We start from the raw sequence: 18,857 nt of genomic DNA on the forward strand, positions 1-18,857 counted from the left end.
TGAAACCAACAAGAATTCAAAAATAAAAACTTCGGTACAACATTCAAACAAAGCACACTATTGAGTTCTCAAACAACGAACCACACACCCACCACAACCCCACCAGGAGCCATGACCAATGCCGGTCGACACCACCGCGAGAATTTTGCGGCAACTTCTCTAACCTACCAGAACCAAAACCAGCCCGCAACCCGAACCCTCAAGCCCATCCCCCAAACCCCAACCAGGCCACCAAACACAGTGAACCCCAGCCAGAAAACCAGGAAACAAACAAAAGACGGTCACGCACCAAGAACCAGAACCAGCAGAACCTGTCAGAACAAGTCCCCCCGTGCCTCGCGGCGACAAGAAAAGACTCTACACACCAGCAAACACCAACACCAACTCGAAACCACGTGAAACACACCACACACCCCACAACCCCGCGATTGCAAGGCAAAACGGCCCGGAAACCACCTCAAGAGGTGGTTTCCGGGCCGTCGCCGGCAGGGGTCCGGGAGCTACTTGCTGCGCACGGTCACCATAGCCATGTTCTTCTTGCCACGGCGAATGATCGCGTACTTGCCGTGAAGCAACTGTTCAATGTCCACTTCCGCGTCTTCGCCTTGGACCTTGACGTTATTCACAGCGGCTCCACCCTCCTTGAGAGTGCGCCTGGCCGCGGATTTGGACTCGCACAGCTCGGTGCTGACCAATAGGTTGATCAAGGAAAGATCGGAGCCGTCCACTTCCGCATGCGGCAGTTCGGCCGTCGCGGCCACGAGGGTTGCCTCGTCCAACGCGGCAAAGTCACCCTTGCCGAACAACGCGTTGGATGCTTCGATGACCTTTTCGGTCGCCTCGACTCCGTGGACCAGAGAGCAGACCTCATAGGCGAGCGTCTTCTGCGCTTCACGGCGGAAGGGCTCTTCCTCGGTCTTGCGCCCCAGCTCCTCGATCTCCGCCCGAGTGCGGAAAGTGAATACCTTGAGACGGTCGACAACGTCGGCGTCTGCGGTATTGAGCCAGAACTGGTAGAACGCGTACGGGCTCGTGAGCTCGGGATCCAGCCAAATGGCGTTTCCCTCGGACTTGCCGAACTTGGTGCCGTCCGAATTGGTGATCAGAGGAGTCCCGATGGCGTGGACCGTTTCCCCTTCGACCTTGCGCACAAGCTCGGTCCCCGAGGTCAGATTGCCCCATTGGTCGGAGCCGCCGGATTGCAAAGTGCATCCGTACTGACGGTAGAGCTCCAGGAAGTCCATACCTTGCAGAATCTGGTAACTGAACTCCGTGTAAGAGATGCCCTCATCCGAATTGAGCCTTTTGGCCACGATCTCTTTTTTGATCATCGTCCCCACGCGGAAGTTCTTGCCTATATCGCGCAGAAAGTCGATGGCCGACAGGCCTCCGGTCCAGTCCAGGTTATTGACCATTCGCGCCGCGTTCTCGCCTTCGAAGGACAGAAAGCGCTGGACCTGACCACGCAGGGCATCGACCCAGTCGGCCACGACCTCACGCGAATTCAAGGTGCGTTCCGCGGTTTGGCGGGGGTCCCCGATCAAACCGGTCGAGCCACCGACCAAACCCAACGGTTTGTGACCGTTCAGCTGGAGCCGGCGCATGACGAGGAGTTGGACCAGGTGTCCCAAGTGCAAGGACGCTGCCGTGGGGTCGAACCCGCAATAATAGGTGACCGTTTCTTCCGCCAGGGCCTTCTCCAAGGCGTCCTGGTCGGTGGAGACGTGAACGAGACCACGCCACACAAGTTCCTGCCAGATATTGTCAAAACTCTCGTCATTGGACTGTTCGTGCAGTCCATGCACCGAGTCGATCACGGGATTATTCGTCACGCGGTTCACGCTACCATTCGCCATGCGTCATTGCTTCTTTCATCACAGTACCTATCCCTACGAAGACAGGGAATCCGTCGTCCATTCCTCCAGACCAGCGGGCACGTCGTGGGAAGCGATCAGCGTCAACCGCTGCGTCGGGCGGGTCATGCTCACGTAGAGATCGCCGACGGTTCCGTACGTCGAATCCACCATCGCCCCGGGCTCCGCGATCACGACGGTGTCGAATTCGAGCCCCTTGGCTTCCCACGGGGTCAGAACCAGGATCTGCCGTTCAAGGGCTGTCTCCGAGGTTCCCGTCAAATCTGAGAACTCCTCGGTGACCGCCTTGACCACGCGCTCGTAGTCGGGTTCGGCCACGATGACGCCGACCAACCCACCGGCCACCGCGGACAGGTCCTGCCGCAGTCGACGCTTCAACACACCGAGTACGTCGTCGGTGCGGATCACCTCAGGGCTCCACTGGCCCTCACGAACCGCGCGGGGGGCCGAGACATCGAGCCCCGCGGCCTGGGCCATGGACGCTGCTGCGTCGGAAATCTGCGACGGCGTACGGTAGTTTACGGTCAGTTCGTCGAGCGTGTACCGATCCCCCGCGAAGGGCTCCAGGGCCTCGTGCCAACTGGAGGACGATGCGGCCGCAGAGGCCTGAGCGATATCACCGACGATCGTGAAGGACTTCATGGGGCACCTCCTCATCAGGAGGCGCCATTGCATCGGAGAGAGTTCTTGTGCCTCATCCACGACCACGTGTCCATACGCCCAGGTACGATCGGAATTTGCGGCTTCGGCGGCGGTCATTCGCGTTGTGCCGACCTCGTTGTACCCCGCAAGCATCTCCGCAGTCACCACGCCGTTGACGCCCATGTCCTCCAAAGCCGCGTCGACGTTCTCCAGGGTCTTGGTCGCGTTTTCGAGATTGAAATTGCGTTCCGCCGCCGCCCGTGCGGCGGACTGACCGACGGCAGCCTCGAAGTCGCCGAGCAGTTCGGCGGCCTCGTCCAAGAGGGGCACATCGGCCTCGGTGAAAGGCGCGTCCTTGGGGCGCAGCAGCGCACCGATCTCCTCCGATGTCAGGTGCGATGCCGCCGACTCCAAGTAGTGACGCTTCGAAAACAGGTCACGGACCAGCATCTCGGCGGTCATCGGCATCCAAGCCAGGTTCAGGGCCACCCGGACATCGCGCGACTGACGCACGTCTTCGACGAGGTAGGAACGGTCCATGTCGTTGCCGCTCGACTCGTTGAGCTGCTTTTCGAGCTGGTCCGCCAGGTCCTGCACGAGGATTTTGACGAAGGTCTCCCGTGCCTGGTTATGAGGCTTTCCGGTGGCGCGGGCACGCTCTCGCGCATGCTTGACCTGCCTCGGCCTGAGCTGGACCTTCGAGGAATCAACATAAAGTTCTTGGATCTGCTGTGGAACCTTCTGTCGATCGGCAACTGCCTTCTTGACGACCTTGGCCATGTCCAAGGCTCCCTTGATGCGCGCAACCCGCGGATTGGTTTCCGGAACCGCACGAATGCCGGGGTAGAGGGTGGCCAACGAGGACATCACGACGCCGGTCTCCCCGAGGGACGGCAGGACGCGTTCGATGTACCACATGAAGGACGAGGACGGCCCGACGACCAGGACCCCGGACTTCTGAAGCCGCTCACGATTGGTATAGAGCAGATACGCCGCTCTGTGAAGCGCGACCGCAGTCTTGCCCGTTCCGGGCCCGCCCTGGACAACTCGGATGCCGGCAAGGTCCGCGCGGATGATGCGGTCCTGTTCTGCCTGAATAGTAGCGACGATGTCGTTCATCCGACCCGTGCGCTTGCGGTTCAGAGCAGCCAATAATGCGCCTTCGCCGTGCAGCACCTCCTCGTTGTCGAGGAATTCCGGGTCGAGCACGTCGTCCTCGATGTTCTTGAGCGTGCGTCTGTCCAGAATCAGGTGGCGACGCCGCTGGACGCCCTGCCGCTCGAACGCGGTGGCCTGGTAGAAGGTTCCCGCTTCCGGGGCTCGCCAATCGACCATGAGGCGCTCGTGGTTCTGGTCGGCCAGGCCAATGCGCCCGATATAGCGGGTCGATTCGTCATCGAGGTCCAAACGGCCGAATACCAAACGGTTGTCCACGGCGTCGAGCTGGGCAAGTCTGTCCTCGTAGAACGTCGCGTAGGCGTCTCGTTCGGATCGATTTTGATGGCTCCCTGCCGAACCGGTCCGGCGTACATCGGCGAGTTTTTCCCGGTTCTCCTCCCGCAGCTCGTCCAAGCGCGTGTAGAGACGGTCCACGTAGGCACGCTCATGGCTCATGGCCTCCTCGAGCTGCCGCTCGTAGGCCTCGTGATCTGTGTTTTCGGGGGTCGCCTTCTGCGGGGCGTCCTCGTGAGGGGTAGACATAGGCGTTCTGAAATTCCCTAGAAAGTCCGAGATGTGGTTGCTAAAGAGTAAAGAGTCTAGACCGTGTAGAGGGCGCTGACGTTATGCCCTTGGAGATTCGATCGCCCGTTCAGCCCGTCAAGTTCCATGACGACGCCTATTCCGACCACGTCCAGCCCGGCCCGTTCCATAAGTTTGACGGCAGCGCCGAGAGTCCCTCCGGTCGCGAGAATGTCGTCGAGGATCAGGACCCTGGTGCCAGCAGGAATATCGTCGCGGTGGATTTCCAGGGTCGCGGTCCCGTATTCGAGTTTGTACGACTCGGCGTAGGTTTCCCGCGGCAATTTTCCTTCTTTGCGAACCGGCATGACCCCGACACCGGCGGCATATCCGGCCGCCGAAGCCAGGAGGAAGCCGCGCGCTTCGACGCCCGCGACGACATCGAATTGGCCTTCGAAGCGGTTCAGGAGGGCGTCGACGACTTCACGGAATGCCGCACCGTCCGCGAACAACGGGGTCAGGTCCCTGAAGATGATTCCCGGTTCCGGATAGTTCGGAATGACCGCGCACACCTTGTCGATGGTCTTGGCAACGCGGGTGTCTGCGGTGGGCGTGATGGACTCGTTCATAACTCGCCTGACTTCCGGGCGCGCAAGGCCCCATTGGACGAAAAGTGCACACAACAGAGTACGCCACACTGCCCCGGCGAGATAACTCACCGGGGCAGTGTGGCGCTCCATCAAGCGGTCGATGAGCCCCGACCTGTTCCTGCTTGTCACATGGCAGGTAGAAGCGAGGTCAGTCGATCATGCGGGCGCGCTCGGCAAACTCCCTGTCGGGTCCGAGCGCCATCCTCAACGATTCGAGCTGCGCCTTCACGGCCGACGGAGCCGTGCCACCCTGCGAGGCACGCGAGTTCAGGGAACCTTCGACGGTCAAAACTTCTCGGACGGAAGGTACCAAGTGTTCCGAGATCTGGGCGAAGTCCTCGTCGGACAGGTCCCAGAGCTCACAGTTCTTTTGCTCACAGACACGCACGGCGTCTCCCGCGATTTCGTGGGCCACACGGAACGGTACTCCTTGACGGACAAGCCATTCGGCAACGTCGGTCGCCAATGCGAAGCCTTGAGGAGCAAGTTCTGCCAGTCGTTCGGTGTTGAATTCCAGCGTCTCGATCATGCCCGAGACCGCGGGCAGCAAGACCTCGAGCTGGTCGATGGCGTCGAAGACGGGTTCTTTGTCCTCTTGCAGGTCCCGGTTGTACGCGAGAGGCAACGCCTTGAGAGTCGCCAACAGACCGGCGAGATCGCCGATCAGACGACCTGATTTGCCTCTGGCCAACTCGGCGATGTCCGGATTCTTCTTCTGGGGCATGATCGAGGAACCGGTCGAGAAGGAATCGTGGAGCTTGACGAAGGAAAACTCCTTGGTAGCCCAAAGAATGACTTCTTCCGAAATGCGCGACAAGTCGACCGAAACCATCGCCGCAATCCAGGAGAATTCTGCGTAGACATCGCGACCGGCCGTCCCGTCGATCGAATTGTGCGCCGCCGAGTCGAATCCGAGATCCTTGGCAACGGCATTCGGATCGAGTCCCAAGGACGATCCCGCGAGAGCTCCGGAGCCATATGGGGATACCGCGGCACGCTTGTCCCAGTCGCGAAGGCGTTCAAGATCACGCGAGAGCGCCCACGCGTGGGCCAGGAGTTGATGGGACAGCAGGATCGGTTGGGCGTGCTGCAAGTGCGTCCTGCCCGGCATCGGAGCATAAGGATGCTTCTCCGACTGGGAGATAAGCGCATCGATCACGTCCAGAACCCCTTGGGCCAAGAGTGATGCGTGATCCCGGAGGTACATCCGGCCCAGAGTCGCGATCTGATCGTTGCGCGAGCGGCCGGCCCTGAGTTTGCCGCCCAGGTCCGCGCCAGCGCGTTCGATGAGCCCTTTCTCCAACGCACCATGGACGTCCTCGTCGGACTCCGCAGGAACATACGCTCCCGTGCGTACGTCCTCTTCCAACTCATCCAAGGCCGCGAGCATGCCCTTCAGCTCGTCGTCGCTGAGCAGCTGCCGAGCGTGCAGAACGCGGGCGTGAGCACGCGATCCAGCGATGTCGTACGGAGCGAGCCGCCAGTCGAACTGGGTCGACTTGCTCAGGGCCGCGAGCGCTTCCGACGGTCCGCCTGCGAAGCGGCCGCCCCAAAGAGCGCCGTCGTTGGTTCCGTGCTTATCGTGGGTTGAAGTCACCGTTCGCCTTTCATTACCGCCCACCGTGGGCTCGGTACTCGCCATCGATCTCTGCCCGCCGGTCGCGGACCGGCGGGCAGAGCCAAGAGGTACTGCTGACTACAGTCCCAAGCGCTGGTCGCGAGCGGACGCGACTTTGGAGGACATGCCGAAGAGTTCAATGAAGCCCCGTGCCTGGGACTGGTCGAAGCTGTCGCCCTCATCATAGGTCGCCAGATTGAAGTCATACAGAGACGTATTGGACTGCCGCCCCGTGACGGTGGCCCGTCCACCGTGCAGGTCCATGCGGATCTCACCGTTGACCATTTTCTGGGTGTCGTCAACGAAGACGTCGAGGGATTTCTTGAGCGGGGAGAACCACTGACCGTCGTAGACGAGCTCCGTCCACCGCTGATCGACGGTCTTCTTGAAACGAGCCTGCTCGCGCTCGATGGTGACGTTCTCGAGCTCCTTGTGGGCGGCGATGAGGGCCATCGCACCGGGAGCCTCGTAGATCTCGCGGGACTTGATTCCGACAAGACGATCCTCGACGACGTCGATCCGACCGATCCCTTGAGCACCGGCTCGGCGGTTCATGATCTCGATGGCCTCGAGAGGAGTTACCGGCGCACCGTCGATGGCAACCGGAATTCCCTGTTCGAAAGTAATGGTGACTTCGTCAACGGCCGGTGGGAAGGTCGGGTCGTCGGTGTAGTCGTAGACGTCCTTGGTCGGCTTGTTCCAGATGTCTTCGAGGAACCCGGTTTCCACGGCCCTTCCCCACACGTTCTGGTCGATCGAGAACGGATTGGACTTGGTCGTCACGATCGGCAGGTCATTGTTTTCGGCGTACGTGATCGCCTTTTCACGGGTCAGGGCAAGATCACGTACCGGCGCAATGCACTTGAGCTCCGGCCCGAGGGTCTGGATGCCGACTTCGAAACGCACCTGGTCGTTGCCTTTGCCCGTGCATCCGTGGGCCACGGTCGTCGCGTTGAACTGCTTCGCGGCTTTCACCAGGTGCTTGACGATCACCGGACGGGATACCGCGGAAACCAGCGGATAGGCGTCCATGTAGAGAGAGTTGGACTTCAGTGCGGGCATGCAATATTCGGTCGCGAATTCTTCGCGAGCATCTGCAACGTACGCTTCGACGGCGCCGCAATCGAGGGCTCGCTGCCGAACGGTCTCCAGGTCCTCGCCGCCCTGTCCGACGTCGACCGCCACGGCGATCACTTCGGCCCCGGTGGCCTCTCCGATCCAGCCGATGGCCACGGAGGTGTCCAATCCTCCCGAATACGCGAGCACAACCCTATCCGTCATGGGTGAACCTTTCTGCTAGTTCGCGACCGGCTTTCCGGCCAGCACTTCATATCTCGTTCTTGTATGACTATACATAAATTATTGTATTTATACACATTGGGGCCGTGTACGCCCTCTCCCGCCGCAGGCACGGCACTATGCGCCAGCGACATGTCTTCCGTGTGTGTTGGCCATTCGTCCTGTACGATTATTTTGAGTAGTTCACAATAAGAGGATGGAGAAATAATGACGGACCAGGAACAGAACCCCCCGGAACTGACCGATCAAGAACTCGACGTCCTGCATCAAATCTTCGATCTGGCCCGTGAGGGGCAGGCAGAACAACTCGGTGCGGCCCTCGACCAAGGCGTCCCAGTCAACCTGACCAATCCCAAAGGCGACACCCTTCTCATCCTGGGGGCGTACCGAGAACAGCCCGAAATCGTGTCACTGCTGATCGACCGCGGGGCGGACCTGAACCGGCTCAACGACCGCGGTCAGACTGCACTCGCGAGCGCGATCTTCCGAAATAACCGGGAAATCGCGACCGCACTCCTCGACGCCGGCGCGGATCCTTCGCTCGGGTCCCAGACCGCCAGTGCGATCGCGGACTTCTTCGACATCACCGATATGAAGGAGCTGCTCCGCGAGCGGGGCATCGACTAATCCACGACCTCCAGGCTCGGCCCTACTCCGACCATTCCAGGAAGCGCTGCGCCAGAGCGTTCCCCCCGTTGGGGTCTCGGGACACCACCATCACGGTGTCGTCGCCGGCGATCGTTCCGATGGCTTCCGGAATATCCGTGTGGTCCAGAGCCGAGGCCAGGAATTGGGCGGCGCCCGCGGGGGTCCGGAGCATCACGATGTTCCCGCTCGATTCGGCCATAATGAGCAGATCGCGGAAAAGGCCCTTCAACCGATCTGGCGCGTCCCTTTCCTTGACCGAATCCGACCCCGAAACCGAGTAGATGAGGACGCCGTCCGAGCCACGGATTCTCTCGGCGCCGATCTCCACGAGGTCTCGCGAAAGCGTCGCCTGGGTCACCTGGACCCCGTCCTGTTCCAAGTACTCTGCAAGCGCAGACTGCGACCGAATCTTCGCTGACTCGAGCAATGAAATGATGCGAGCCTGACGCGCGGCCTTGGTCGAAGGAATCCCCATCGTTATCGTCGTTCCTTTCCCAAACTCGAGGCGCTCATCAGCCAAGCCATGAGCGCCTTCTGTGCATGCAACCGGTTCTCCGCTTCATCCCATACAACCGAGGCCGAACCATCGATCACCTCGGAGGCGACCTCCAGCCCGCGGAATGCCGGCAAACAATGCATGAATATAGCCGAATCGCCGGCTTTGTCCATCGCATCAGCGCTGACCTGGTACGGAGCGAAAATGCTCTTGCGTTCCGTTGTCTCGGCCTCCTGGCCCATCGAGACCCAGGTATCCGTTACAACGACGTCCGCGCCCTCGAGCGCAATTGCAGGATCGGTCGTAGCCAGCACGGATCCCCCGGTTTCGACCGCCCGCTGCCGCGCGGCGTCGAGCACATCGGGACGAGGCAGATACCCTTCCGGGCCGGCGACCCGCACATTCATGCCGGCCGTCGCCCCGCCCAGCAGATACGAATGGGACATGTTGTTGGCGGCGTCGCCGAGATAAGCCATGGTCAGACCTTCGGTTGTGCCGAATCGCTCCTTGATCGTGAGAAGGTCGGCCAAGATCTGGCACGGGTGGTAGTCGTCGGAAAGGGCATTGATGACCGGCACCGTCGAATACTCCGCCATCTCCTCGAGACCCGACTGCTCGAATGTGCGCCACACAATGGTCGACACCATCCGGGTCAGGACTCGGGCCGTGTCTGCAATCGATTCCTTGTGGCCGAGCTGGGACTCCCCGGGGTTGACGATCAGCGGATTGCCGCCGAGGTCGCTGACTCCTGCACCGAACGAAAACCGGGTTCGGGTGGATGTTTTGTCGAAGATGATCGCGACCGATTGGGGGCCGGCAAACGGCTTGGCCGCCCACCGGTCCTTCTTCATCGTCTCGGCCAGCTCGAGAACGGCTTTCTGCTCTTTGGGGGAAAGGTCGGTGTCCACCAGGAAATGGCGTGTCATGGTCTCAATTCTTCGTAGCTCGAAAGGATGGAAGTGCCGATGGCCGTTTTCAGGCGTCGTGTGCCGCTTCCAGAATGGCCGGGAGAGCCTCCAAGAAGGCATCGACATGCGTGCCTTCGATAATCAGCGGCGGGGCAAGGCGCAGTGTCGATGGACCGGTGGCATTAATGATGAAGCCTCGTTCTCGCGCGGCAGAGACGGCTTTCGGCCCCAGGGGGCCTTCCACTGAATTCGAATTCTCCAGGTCGAAGCCTATGAGGAGTCCGTTCCCCCGGACATCGACGACGCCGTCGATGGCACGCAGTCCATCCCGGAGGCGTCGGCCCATGGTCCGCGCATTCTCGAGCAGGTCTTCGTCTTCGATGGCTTGAATGGTCGCCAGCCCCGCGGCCATGGCCAACGGGTTTCCACCGAAGGTCGTGCCATGTTTTCCGGGCCCCAGGACGTCCGTGGCGTCCGGGGTCATCGCGAGCATCGCCCCGATGGGGAACCCTCCGCCTAGGGACTTGGCAAGGGTGACGACGTCCGGTACCAGCTCACCCGAGAGCGTGCCCTGGCTCGCGAGCCACTGCCCCGTGCGGCCCATCCCGGTCTGAACCTCATCCACCACGAGCAATGCACCGTTGTCCTTCGTCAGACGGCGGGCAGCTTCGAGAAAGCCTTCCGGCAAAGGGTGAACACCGGCTTCACCTTGGATGGGCTCGAGAATGAGTCCGGCGACGTCCTCGTCCATGGCGTGCTCCAACGCATCAACCGTAGGATCGATGAATTCGACGCCGCCCGGCAACGGTTCGAAAGGCGCCCGGTAGGCCTCCTTGGAGGTCACCGCCAGAGCTCCGGTGGACCGACCGTGGAAGCCGTGTTTCAGGGCCAAGAGCCTGATCTTGCGCGGGTCGGCCGAGTTTCCGTGAGACCTGACGAGCTTCAATGCGGCCTCGTTGGCTTCGGTTCCCGAATTCGTGAAGAAAGCTTTTGCTCCGTCCGGGGCACCTGTGATCTCGAGGAGCTTTCGGGCGAGCCGCAATTGCTCGGGAGTCGTAAAGAAGTTCGAGACGTGGCCGAGCCGGCCCGCCTGATGTGATATCGCCTCGGTCCACGCCGCGTGGCCGTGTCCCAGAGCGTTGACCGCGATTCCGCCCAGAAGGTCCAGGTATGTCCGGCCGTCCGTATCGGTCACGAAGCACCCTTTGCCCTCGGTGAGAACGAGGGTCGGATCTCCGAATACGCCCAGGAGGTCGTTGCGATAGTCGTCCAGAAGGTCTTGCTGTCTCATGAGGTCTCCTCTGCTGTGTGGAACGGGTTGACCAGAACGAAATCGGCGAGGGGTTTGGGAGCCGATGCCGTGCCGGTCACCTGCGTTCCGATTCCGGAGTCTGTAAAGATTTCCAAGAGCGGCGAATGGGCTCGGCGCCCGTCCACGATCGAAGCCGTGGGAACACCGTTTTCGACCGCGGCCAGGCACGCGCTCATCTTCGGGATCATGCCTTCGGCCAACTGCGGGACCAAGTCCCGCAGTTCTTTCGTGGTCAGGGAGCTGATGAGGGAGTCGCTGTCCGGCCAGTCGGCGTACAGACCCTCGACGTCGGTCAGCATCACGAGCTTTTCCGCTCCAATGGCGGCGGCCACGGCCGCCGCTGCGGTGTCCGCATTAACGTTCAAGACTTCACCGGTCGGCGTATCGAGCGGCATGCCTTCTTCGACGGCTCGTCCATCGGCCAGTATTTCCGGCGCGATCGAAGAGATGACCGGTATTTTGCCGGCGTCGATCATGGACGTGATGGCGGTGGTGTTGACCCCAACGACTTCGCCCACGAGACCGAGATCCATTTCCTCGCCGTCGACGACCGTCTTGATCCGACGCGCTCGCAGCAATCCTCCGTCTTCTCCCGACATGCCGACCGCGTGAGGGCCGTGCTGGTTAATGAGGCCCACAAGCTGACGAGCAACCTGCCCAGTGAGCACCATCCGCACCACGTCCATCGCTTCCGGCGTGGTGTACCGCAATCCTCCGCGGAATTCGCTGGGGATACCGAGTCGAGCGAGCATCGCGGATATCTGCGGCCCACCGCCGTGGACCACCACGGGTTTGATTCCCACGGAACGCAGGAAAACCATGTCCTCCGCGAAGGCTGCGCGGAGTTCTTCGCTGATCATGGCGTTGCCGCCGTATTTGAAGACCATGATTTTCCCGGCGAACCGTTGGATCCACGGGAGCGCCTCCATCAGCGTCTCCGCTTTGCTCTGCGCCGAGGCGTACCGCAATTGGTCACTCTGTTGTGGCACGGTAGATCGATTCTCCTAGCTCGAGTACGCCGAGTTTTCCTCGACGTAGTCGTGGGTCAAGTCGTTGGTCCAAATGGTCGCGGATTCGGTTCCAGCGCCGAGGTCTATGACGACCTCGACTTTCCGGCTGCTCGCGAGATCCACCAGTGCTCGGTCTTCCCCGATCGCCCCACCGAGACAGATCTTGACTCCATTGATCGCGACGTCGACCTCATCGGGTTCGAAGTCCGCCGATGTTGTGCCTACCTCGGAAAGGATACGACCCCAGTTCGGGTCATTTCCGAAGATCGCACATTTGAAGAGGTTGGATCGCGAGACCGCTCGGGAGACTTCGAGTGCTTGGAGCTCCGACGCGGCTCCCCGGGTCGTGACGTGAATGTCGTGACTGGCACCTTCGGCATCCGAAATGAGCTGAAGGGCCAAGCTCACGCAGACTTTCGTGAGGGCTTGGGTGAATTCTTCGACATCGGGGCTAGTGCCGCTTGCGCCGGAGGCCAGGAGTGCAACCGTATCGTTCGTCGACATGCACCCGTCCGAATCCGCGCGGTTGAAGCTGTGCTCCACCGAGGCCTTCAACGCGGAGTCGAGGTCCTCCGCGCCCAATGATGCATCGGTTACGAGTACAACGAGCATTGTGGCCAAGCCTGGGGCAAGCATTCCGGCGCCTTTGGCAATACCTCCGATTCGAACTGGGCCGTTGGAGGTCTGCAGCGTCATGGACGCCTTCTTCGGAACCGTGTCCGTGGTCATGATCGCGGTCGCGGCCGCCTCGTCATTCTCGGGTCCGCCGCCCAGGGACCGGACGGCGTTCTTGATGCCCGGCAACAGTTTGTCCATCGGCAGTTGCTCGCCTATCAACCCGGTTGAGCAGATCAGCACGTCGCCCGCGGCCGATCCAGTCAGCTCTGCAACCTCTTCTGCGCTGCGGTGTGCGTTGCGGAAGCCCTCGGGCCCGGTACACGCGTTTGCCCCGCCCGAATTGAGCAGGATAATGTCGGCGCGCCCGTCCGCAACCACCTGGCGGGACCAATCGACCGGAGCCGCAGCGAAGCGGTTACTCGTGAAGACGGCAGCCGTCGAGAACTCCGGTCCCAGATTGCGCACGAGGGCGACGTCGTTGCCGCCGCTGGCCTTCAGGCCCGCGGCGACGCCTGAGTATTCGAAGCCATGGACCACGGACAGACCGTGTTCCACGTCGACATCGGGAAGTTCGGCTGATTCTTGACTCACGGAACGAGTCCTTCCTGCTCCAAGCCCGTGGTCTCGGCGAGCCCGAGGGCGATGTTCATCGACTGAATGGCGCCGCCGGCGGTGCCTTTCGCAAGATTGTCGATCGCGCAGGTCACGATCACACGCCCCACATGCTCGTCGAAGGCCAGTTGCATCACGGCGTGATTGCTCCCCTGCACCGACTTCGTCGTCGGCCATTGGCCTTCCGGCAACACGTGGACGAAAGGTTCGGGGCCGTATGCGGCTCCCCATATCGTCCGGAGATCATTCGAAGTGACTCCAGCTTTGACGCGGGCGGTGGCTGTGGTCAGGATGCCCCGCGGCATCGGAGCCAAAGTAGGCGTGAAGCTCACACTGACCTGCTGACCCGAGGCGTCAGCAAATCCCTGCTCCATTTCCGGAGTGTGCCGGTGAATTCCGCCGACTCCGTACGGGGACATCGAGGACATCGCTTCGCTGGCCATCAAATGTGGTTTAAGAGCTTTGCCCGCCCCGGACGTGCCCGAAGCCGCGACGATGACCACGTCCTGAGGTTCTAGTGCATCGGCCGCGAACCCAGGGGTCAGGGCCAGCTGGGCGCTCGTGGGATAACACCCAGGCACGGCGATCCTCGTGGCGCCCACCAGGTTCTCGCGCTGCTTGGCCGCCCCTCCTCCGCGCGTGGGCGAAGTAATGAGCTCGGGAAGCCCATAAGGCCAATGACCTGCATGGTCGGTTCCATAGAACCGGGACCAGGCATCTGGATCACGAAGGCGATGGTCAGCACCGGCGTCAATCACCAGCGTGCCTTCGGGCAATTGGGCCGCAATCGGACCGCTTGCCCCGTGAGGCAGAGCCAGGAAAACGACGTCGTGGCCGGCCAACGTATCCGCAGAAGTCTCCTGAACGGTCAGATGGGCCAACGAACGCAGATTCGGGACGAGCTCGCCAAGGCGACCACCGGCCGTGGAATTCGCCGTCACCGTGGTCACTTCTGCTTCCGGGTGTTGCGACAGGAGTCGTAGGACCTCTCCACCGGCATAACCCGTCGCACCCGATACTGCTACCGAAAATGTCATGAATCCACCGTACCGCAGATTTATACAATGACCTAAATCTTTATACATGCGGCTACTAGGATGGCCGCGAGACCACAGTCCAACCGAAGGAGATGGCCTTGCCAGAGCAGATACCCGAAACCATGACAACCGTTGTTGCGCCGATGAGCGGTGGCCCCGAGGTCTTGGTGGAACAGCAGGCTCCCGTCCCGGAGCCGTCGGCGACCCAACTGTCGGTCAGGAACATCGCCACGGGGGTCAACTTCATCGAGACCTATCAGCGCTCCGGCGTCTACGACGTGAAGCACCCGTTCACGCCCGGAAGCGAAGCAGTTGGCGTGGTTGTTGCCGCCGGATCCCGTGTGACCCACGCTCGAGTCGGCGATCGGATCGCCACCAGCCAGGCCTCGGCCACTTACGCCGAATACTTCCTAGTCGAAGACGACGAGGCAGTCAGGCTTCCTGAAGGCATAGATCCGAAGGAGGGCGCGTGTCTCCCGCTTCAGGGCGTGACCGCGCATTACCTGGTGCGCTCTACCTACCCTGTGGGTGCGTCGGACACGGTGTTGTTCCACGCGGGTGCGGGTGGAGTGGGCGGTTTGGCGATACAGCTCATCAAGAACCTGGGAGCCAAGGTCATCGCGACGGTCTCGACGGATGAGAAGGAAGAAATAGCTCGTCGTCACGGGGCAGACCACGTGGTCCGGTACGAGAATTTCGCGGACGAGGTTCGTGAGTTGACCGACGGACGTGGAGTGGACGTCGTCTACGACTCTGTCGGCAAGGCAACATTCGAGGATTCCTTGACGACGCTCCGTCCTCGAGGGGTCGCGGTTCTCTTCGGGGGTGCAAGCGGCCAGGTACCGCCTTTCGACCTCCAGCGACTCAACGCCATGGGCTCGTTGTATGTCACGCGTCCGTCGATAGGAGCGTATTTGAGGGATCGGAGAGAACTCGAATGGCGCATGAACGAGCTATTCGACGATGTTCTGGCCGGACGATTAAAAGTCAGCCTGGACACGACCTTTCCCCTGACCGAAGCCGGCCGGGCCCACCAGTATCTGGAAGATCGAAAGACTCGGGGCAAGGTTCTGTTGCAACCGTAATAGCAGACGCCAACACGGCGGTTTCGCCCCCCCCCGCACGCACGCGAGAAGGCCCGTCGAGCAATTGCTCGACGGGCCTTCTCGCGGTCAATGGCGTGTTATAGCGCAGACCGGGAGCGTCTATGCATTGATCTGTTCGTGGAGTTCGTCTTCGCGAGTTTTGTGTCTGGCGAAGATCGCCCCGGCGATTCCGGCCAGGAACACAACGATCGCGCCTGCCACCATCAGCCAACCGTTTCGCTTCTCCGCAGAGACGCTGTCATCGGTCACGGGTTTGAGAGTACCAGCGTCGTCGGTCTTGACGACCTTCAGCACCCCGTTGTCCACGGCCATCAGGGCATCGACATTCTGTGGGAAGTCTTCGTCCTGGGCACCGGTCTGGGTCCCTCGGAACTGAACCTGTTGGCCGGGTTTGACGTCGGTAGGATCGTTCACGCCCCCGTCGAACCGCTGATAGGACACATTCGAGTCCGACGGGAGCTTACCCTGATACACGCCGTTGAACGTTTTCGTCTGAAGGTCGTTGGTCGATGTCAGGAACTGTCCAGAAACCACCCAGGAGTGCCCCGCGTAGGGGGCGTCTTCCTTGGCGGAGTGCAACGAACGGACTCCACCGTATATCAACAGGCCAGCGAGAATCAGAGCGACCAGAATGATCAAGACACCGAACCAACGCCATTTGGAGCGGCGGCGAAGGTAGTGCCCCGTCTGTTCGTCGTCTTCGTCAAAACCAAAGAAGTCTTGTGACACGATTCTCCTCGTCTACCGGATGTTGCTGGGGAAGCCCGGTGTCGATGGGGCGGACTGGTGGCAGTTTACCCGCGCAGAACGGCCCCGTGGCGTTGTGACGCTAGCTCGATCGCGGCCTCTCGTGCCTCGCTGGCTTCGTCGTTGGTCAACGTACGGTCCTCCGCTCGGAAGCGCATTGCGCACGCCAGAGATTTCATATGTTCCTGGATACCCTGACCACGGTAGTCGTCGAAGACTCGAACTTCCTCCAACAACTCTCCGGATCCTTCCCGCAAAGTGGCCAGGATTTCCGATGCCGGCAGATCCGAGTCCACGACGAGCGCGACGTCCTGGGAAACAGCGGGGTACCCGGAGATCGGCTCGGCCGTCACCGGTTTGCCTGCGTGGCTGGCCAATTGAGTGAAATCGAGTTCCATGGCCACGGCCCGGTCGGGCAGATCCAAGTTCTTGAGCACTTTCGGGTGCAGCTCTCCGGCGAATCCCAGAAGATGGCCTTCCTGATCCAAGAGTTCCGCGGTCCTGCCAGGATGGAAGGCCTGATGTCGTCCCTGGCGTATTTCGATCGTCACTCCGGCCGAATCCGCGATCGTGCGGGCCACGTCGAGCGCGTCCTGCCAGTCGTAGGGGCGAGGGGTGACACCGGGGGAAGGCTGGGCATCGTTCCCAGTCAGAATCGCGGCGATATGACGCGGTTGCTGAGGCAGTCCCGCATTGAGGTCGGCAAGAACTCCTGCGCCCGGCTTGATACCCACGGCCGGGATGCTGTGAGTGCCCAGGTGTTCCTTGGGGTGGAAGACCAGGGCGGTCTCGTAAAGTGCCAAGTCGCGGAATCCGCGAGAATGATTACGTTTCAGGACCTGCACCAAACCCGGCAAAAGCGAGGTTTGGAGGTAGCCCAAGGCCTCACTGATCGGATTTGCCAGTTTGATCGCGGCCACACGTTGGTCTGTCTCCGGGGTTCCGAAAAGCGCATTGTCAGCCTCGCTCACGAACGGGTACGACGCTACCTCGGTCAGGCCGGCCGCCGCGAGCGCGTTAAGGCATCGACGACGCACGGATTGTTCGACGGTGAGTCCTTTGCCGCTCGGAGGGACCGGCAGCGTCGAGGGGATCTTCTCATAACCCGACAACCGAGCGATTTCCTCGGCGAGGTCTTCCGCCTCGCTGAGATCGGGGCGCCACGAAGGTGCCGTGACCTGCAGGACGCCTCCGGTCTGGGTTACCTTCGCCCCGATGTCTTCGAGGATTCGGACCACGTCTTCCTGAGGGAAGTCCATGCCGATCCTTTTGCCCGGGTAATCGACCCCCATGTGAATTTCATGCGGGTAATAGTGCTCGAAGACGTCTGTCACGCCTTCTTCCGATCGTCCACCAGCCAGCTCCTCCAAGAGCTCGACGGCCCGCTGGGCGGCGGCAGCACAGACGAGCGGATCGACTCCGCGTTCAAAGCGTTTCGATGCTTCGGACGGAAGCTTGTGGCGGCGCCGTGTCCTGGCGATCGACACCTCCTCGAAACGCGCGGCCTCGATGAGGATGCGGCTGGTAGAGGCGGTCACTTCGGTTGTGGCACCGCCCATGACCCCGGCCAGGCCGATAGGACCTGACTCGTCGGTGATCAACAGATCTTCCGGATCGAGCTTTCGCTCTTTGCCATCGAGCGTCGTGAGCGTCTCCCCGGAGTGTGCACGACGGACTTGGATCTCACCGGTCAACCGATCGGCATCATAGAAGTGCAGCGGCTGTCCATACTCCAACATGACGTAATTCGAAATATCCACAGGCAAGGAGATCGATCGGATTCCGGCGAGGCGAAGGCGCGAGGACATCCATGTCGGCGTCGGAGCTTCGGGATCAACGTCGGCCACGGTTCTGGCCACGAATCGGGTCGCTCCTTGCCGATCGTGGATCGGCGACTCGTCGCTGATCCGGACCGGATAACCCGCGACGTTTCCGTGGGGCGCCCGCTGGTCCAAGGCTTCCGCAGGATCCGTGAATTTCTCGTTCACGGCGTGGCAGTACTCGCGTGCAACACCACGGATCGAGAACGCGTATCCGCGGTCTGGGGTCACGTTGATCTCCGCGGCCTCGTCATCCAGACCGAGCAGCGAGAGAGCATCGGTTCCCGGTTCCGGGTCGAGTCCCAACGTCGAGAGAACGAGGATGCCGTCGTGGTCGTCCCCGATCCCGAGCTCACGCACAGAAGCGATCATGCCCGCCGAAACATGTCCATACGTCTTGCGAGGCGCAATCCGGAAATCCCCGGGCAACACGGCGCCGGGCAGGGTCACGACGACCTTGTCCCCCGGTTGGAAGTTATGGGCTCCGCACACTATGCCCTGAACACCCGAAGGGTCGATGCCTTCACCGGTGAGCTCCTGCGACTGTCCCTCGGGCACAACGCGAACGGAGCACCAGTTCACGGTCTTGCCGTTCGAGTGTTCTTCGGGTTCCATGGTCAGCACCTGGCCGACCACAATCGGTCCGGAAATCTCCTCCGACGGACGGTGGACATCTTCTTCTTCAAGCCCCACCTTGACGAGGGTCTCCATGAGGTACTCCGCAGAAGCGCCCGCAGGGAGGGGCGCATACTCGCGCAGCCACGAAAGAGGAATACGCAT

15 protein-coding genes are annotated in these 18,857 nt (G+C 61.3%); 2 read left to right on the forward strand and 13 right to left on the reverse strand.

Going from position 1 to position 18,857, the window contains the following annotated elements:
• Nucleotides 1-500: 500 nt before the first annotated feature.
• The 5 genes from tyrS to EWV35_RS11165 all read right to left on the reverse strand — a co-directional run bounded on the left by tyrS (nt 501) and on the right by EWV35_RS11165 (nt 7,745).
• A complete protein-coding gene (gene tyrS / locus EWV35_RS11145; protein ID WP_394342448.1) occupies nt 501-1,832 on the reverse strand; it encodes a tyrosine--tRNA ligase in 1,332 nt (443 codons plus the stop codon).
• A gap of 57 nt (nt 1,833-1,889) precedes the next feature.
• Nucleotides 1,890-4,217: a HelD family protein gene (locus EWV35_RS11150; protein WP_129661946.1), complete on the reverse strand. Its 2,328-nt coding sequence runs from the start codon at nt 4,215-4,217 to the stop codon at nt 1,890-1,892.
• Nucleotides 4,218-4,273: 56 nt separating this feature from the next.
• Nucleotides 4,274-4,825, reverse strand: a complete 552-nt coding sequence (locus tag EWV35_RS11155) for an adenine phosphoribosyltransferase (RefSeq protein WP_129661948.1) — start codon at nt 4,823-4,825, stop codon at nt 4,274-4,276.
• A 169-nt stretch (nt 4,826-4,994) separates the two neighbouring features.
• Nucleotides 4,995-6,488 (reverse strand): argininosuccinate lyase, encoded by a 1,494-nt coding sequence (gene argH, locus EWV35_RS11160; RefSeq protein WP_129661950.1) that lies wholly within the window; start codon nt 6,486-6,488, stop codon nt 4,995-4,997.
• Nucleotides 6,489-6,542: 54 nt separating this feature from the next.
• Complete coding sequence (locus EWV35_RS11165; protein WP_129661952.1) at nt 6,543-7,745, reverse strand: argininosuccinate synthase; 1,203 nt, start codon at nt 7,743-7,745, stop codon at nt 6,543-6,545.
• A gap of 225 nt (nt 7,746-7,970) precedes the next feature.
• Here EWV35_RS11165 and EWV35_RS11170 point away from each other — a divergent pair, with 225 nt between their 5' ends.
• Nucleotides 7,971-8,390, forward strand: a complete 420-nt coding sequence (locus EWV35_RS11170; RefSeq protein WP_129661954.1) for an ankyrin repeat domain-containing protein — start codon at nt 7,971-7,973, stop codon at nt 8,388-8,390.
• Between the two features lie 22 nt (nt 8,391-8,412).
• Here the strand turns inward: EWV35_RS11170 and EWV35_RS11175 are convergent, their stop codons facing one another.
• From EWV35_RS11175 to argC, 6 genes are all read right to left on the reverse strand, one after another.
• Nucleotides 8,413-8,886 (reverse strand): arginine repressor, encoded by a 474-nt coding sequence (locus tag EWV35_RS11175; protein WP_129360560.1) that lies wholly within the window; start codon nt 8,884-8,886, stop codon nt 8,413-8,415.
• Between the two features lie 2 nt (nt 8,887-8,888).
• Complete coding sequence (argF, locus tag EWV35_RS11180; protein ID WP_129661956.1) at nt 8,889-9,833, reverse strand: ornithine carbamoyltransferase; 945 nt, start codon at nt 9,831-9,833, stop codon at nt 8,889-8,891.
• A 49-nt stretch (nt 9,834-9,882) separates the two neighbouring features.
• Nucleotides 9,883-11,106 (reverse strand): acetylornithine transaminase, encoded by a 1,224-nt coding sequence (locus EWV35_RS11185; protein ID WP_129661958.1) that lies wholly within the window; start codon nt 11,104-11,106, stop codon nt 9,883-9,885.
• Entirely contained in the window at nt 11,103-12,056 is a 954-nt protein-coding gene (argB, locus tag EWV35_RS11190) for an acetylglutamate kinase (protein WP_129662360.1), read from the reverse strand. Before argB ends, EWV35_RS11185 begins: the two co-directional genes overlap by 4 nt.
• A 75-nt stretch (nt 12,057-12,131) precedes the next feature.
• Nucleotides 12,132-13,298, reverse strand: a complete 1,167-nt coding sequence (gene argJ, locus EWV35_RS11195; protein ID WP_129662361.1) for a bifunctional glutamate N-acetyltransferase/amino-acid acetyltransferase ArgJ — start codon at nt 13,296-13,298, stop codon at nt 12,132-12,134.
• Between the two features lie 44 nt (nt 13,299-13,342).
• Nucleotides 13,343-14,404, reverse strand: coding sequence for an N-acetyl-gamma-glutamyl-phosphate reductase (gene argC, locus EWV35_RS11200; protein ID WP_129661960.1), 1,062 nt, complete (start codon nt 14,402-14,404; stop codon nt 13,343-13,345).
• Nucleotides 14,405-14,526: 122 nt separating this feature from the next.
• Here argC and EWV35_RS11205 point away from each other — a divergent pair, with 122 nt between their 5' ends.
• Nucleotides 14,527-15,489 carry a quinone oxidoreductase family protein gene (locus tag EWV35_RS11205; RefSeq protein WP_129662362.1) on the forward strand — a complete coding sequence of 321 codons (963 nt, stop codon included), beginning with the start codon at nt 14,527-14,529 and terminating at the stop codon, nt 15,487-15,489.
• A 120-nt stretch (nt 15,490-15,609) separates the two neighbouring features.
• Here EWV35_RS11205 and EWV35_RS11210 read toward each other — a convergent pair whose 3' ends face one another.
• Entirely contained in the window at nt 15,610-16,239 is a 630-nt protein-coding gene (locus EWV35_RS11210) for a hypothetical protein (RefSeq protein ID WP_129661962.1), read from the reverse strand.
• A 65-nt stretch (nt 16,240-16,304) separates the two neighbouring features.
• Complete coding sequence (gene pheT / locus EWV35_RS11215) at nt 16,305-18,857, reverse strand: phenylalanine--tRNA ligase subunit beta (RefSeq protein ID WP_129661964.1); 2,553 nt, start codon at nt 18,855-18,857, stop codon at nt 16,305-16,307.

This window comes from Rothia uropygialis (assembly GCF_004137765.1).
Lineage (GTDB): Bacteria > Actinomycetota > Actinomycetes > Actinomycetales > Micrococcaceae > Rothia.

What these genes read in the sequence shown, in the direction of transcription:
- EWV35_RS11150 (WP_129661946.1), bottom strand. Translation starts at nt 4,217, where the DNA reads ATGTCTACCCCTCACGAGGACGCCCCGCAGAAGGCGACCCCCGAAAAC.
- EWV35_RS11155 (WP_129661948.1), bottom strand. Translation starts at nt 4,825, where the DNA reads ATGAACGAGTCCATCACGCCCACCGCAGACACCCGCGTTGCCAAGACC.
- argH (WP_129661950.1), bottom strand. Translation starts at nt 6,488, where the DNA reads ATGGCGAGTACCGAGCCCACGGTGGGCGGTAATGAAAGGCGAACGGTG.
- EWV35_RS11165 (WP_129661952.1), bottom strand. Translation starts at nt 7,745, where the DNA reads ATGACGGATAGGGTTGTGCTCGCGTATTCGGGAGGATTGGACACCTCC.
- EWV35_RS11170 (WP_129661954.1), top strand. Translation starts at nt 7,971, where the DNA reads ATGACGGACCAGGAACAGAACCCCCCGGAACTGACCGATCAAGAACTC.
- EWV35_RS11175 (WP_129360560.1), bottom strand. Translation starts at nt 8,886, where the DNA reads ATGGGGATTCCTTCGACCAAGGCCGCGCGTCAGGCTCGCATCATTTCA.
- argF (WP_129661956.1), bottom strand. Translation starts at nt 9,833, where the DNA reads ATGACACGCCATTTCCTGGTGGACACCGACCTTTCCCCCAAAGAGCAG.
- EWV35_RS11185 (WP_129661958.1), bottom strand. Translation starts at nt 11,106, where the DNA reads ATGAGACAGCAAGACCTTCTGGACGACTATCGCAACGACCTCCTGGGC.
- argB (WP_129662360.1), bottom strand. Translation starts at nt 12,056, where the DNA reads ATGGAGGCGCTCCCGTGGATCCAACGGTTCGCCGGGAAAATCATGGTC.
- argC (WP_129661960.1), bottom strand. Translation starts at nt 14,404, where the DNA reads ATGACATTTTCGGTAGCAGTATCGGGTGCGACGGGTTATGCCGGTGGA.
- EWV35_RS11205 (WP_129662362.1), top strand. Translation starts at nt 14,527, where the DNA reads ATGACAACCGTTGTTGCGCCGATGAGCGGTGGCCCCGAGGTCTTGGTG.
- pheT (WP_129661964.1), bottom strand. Translation starts at nt 18,857, where the DNA reads ATGCGTATTCCTCTTTCGTGGCTGCGCGAGTATGCGCCCCTCCCTGCG.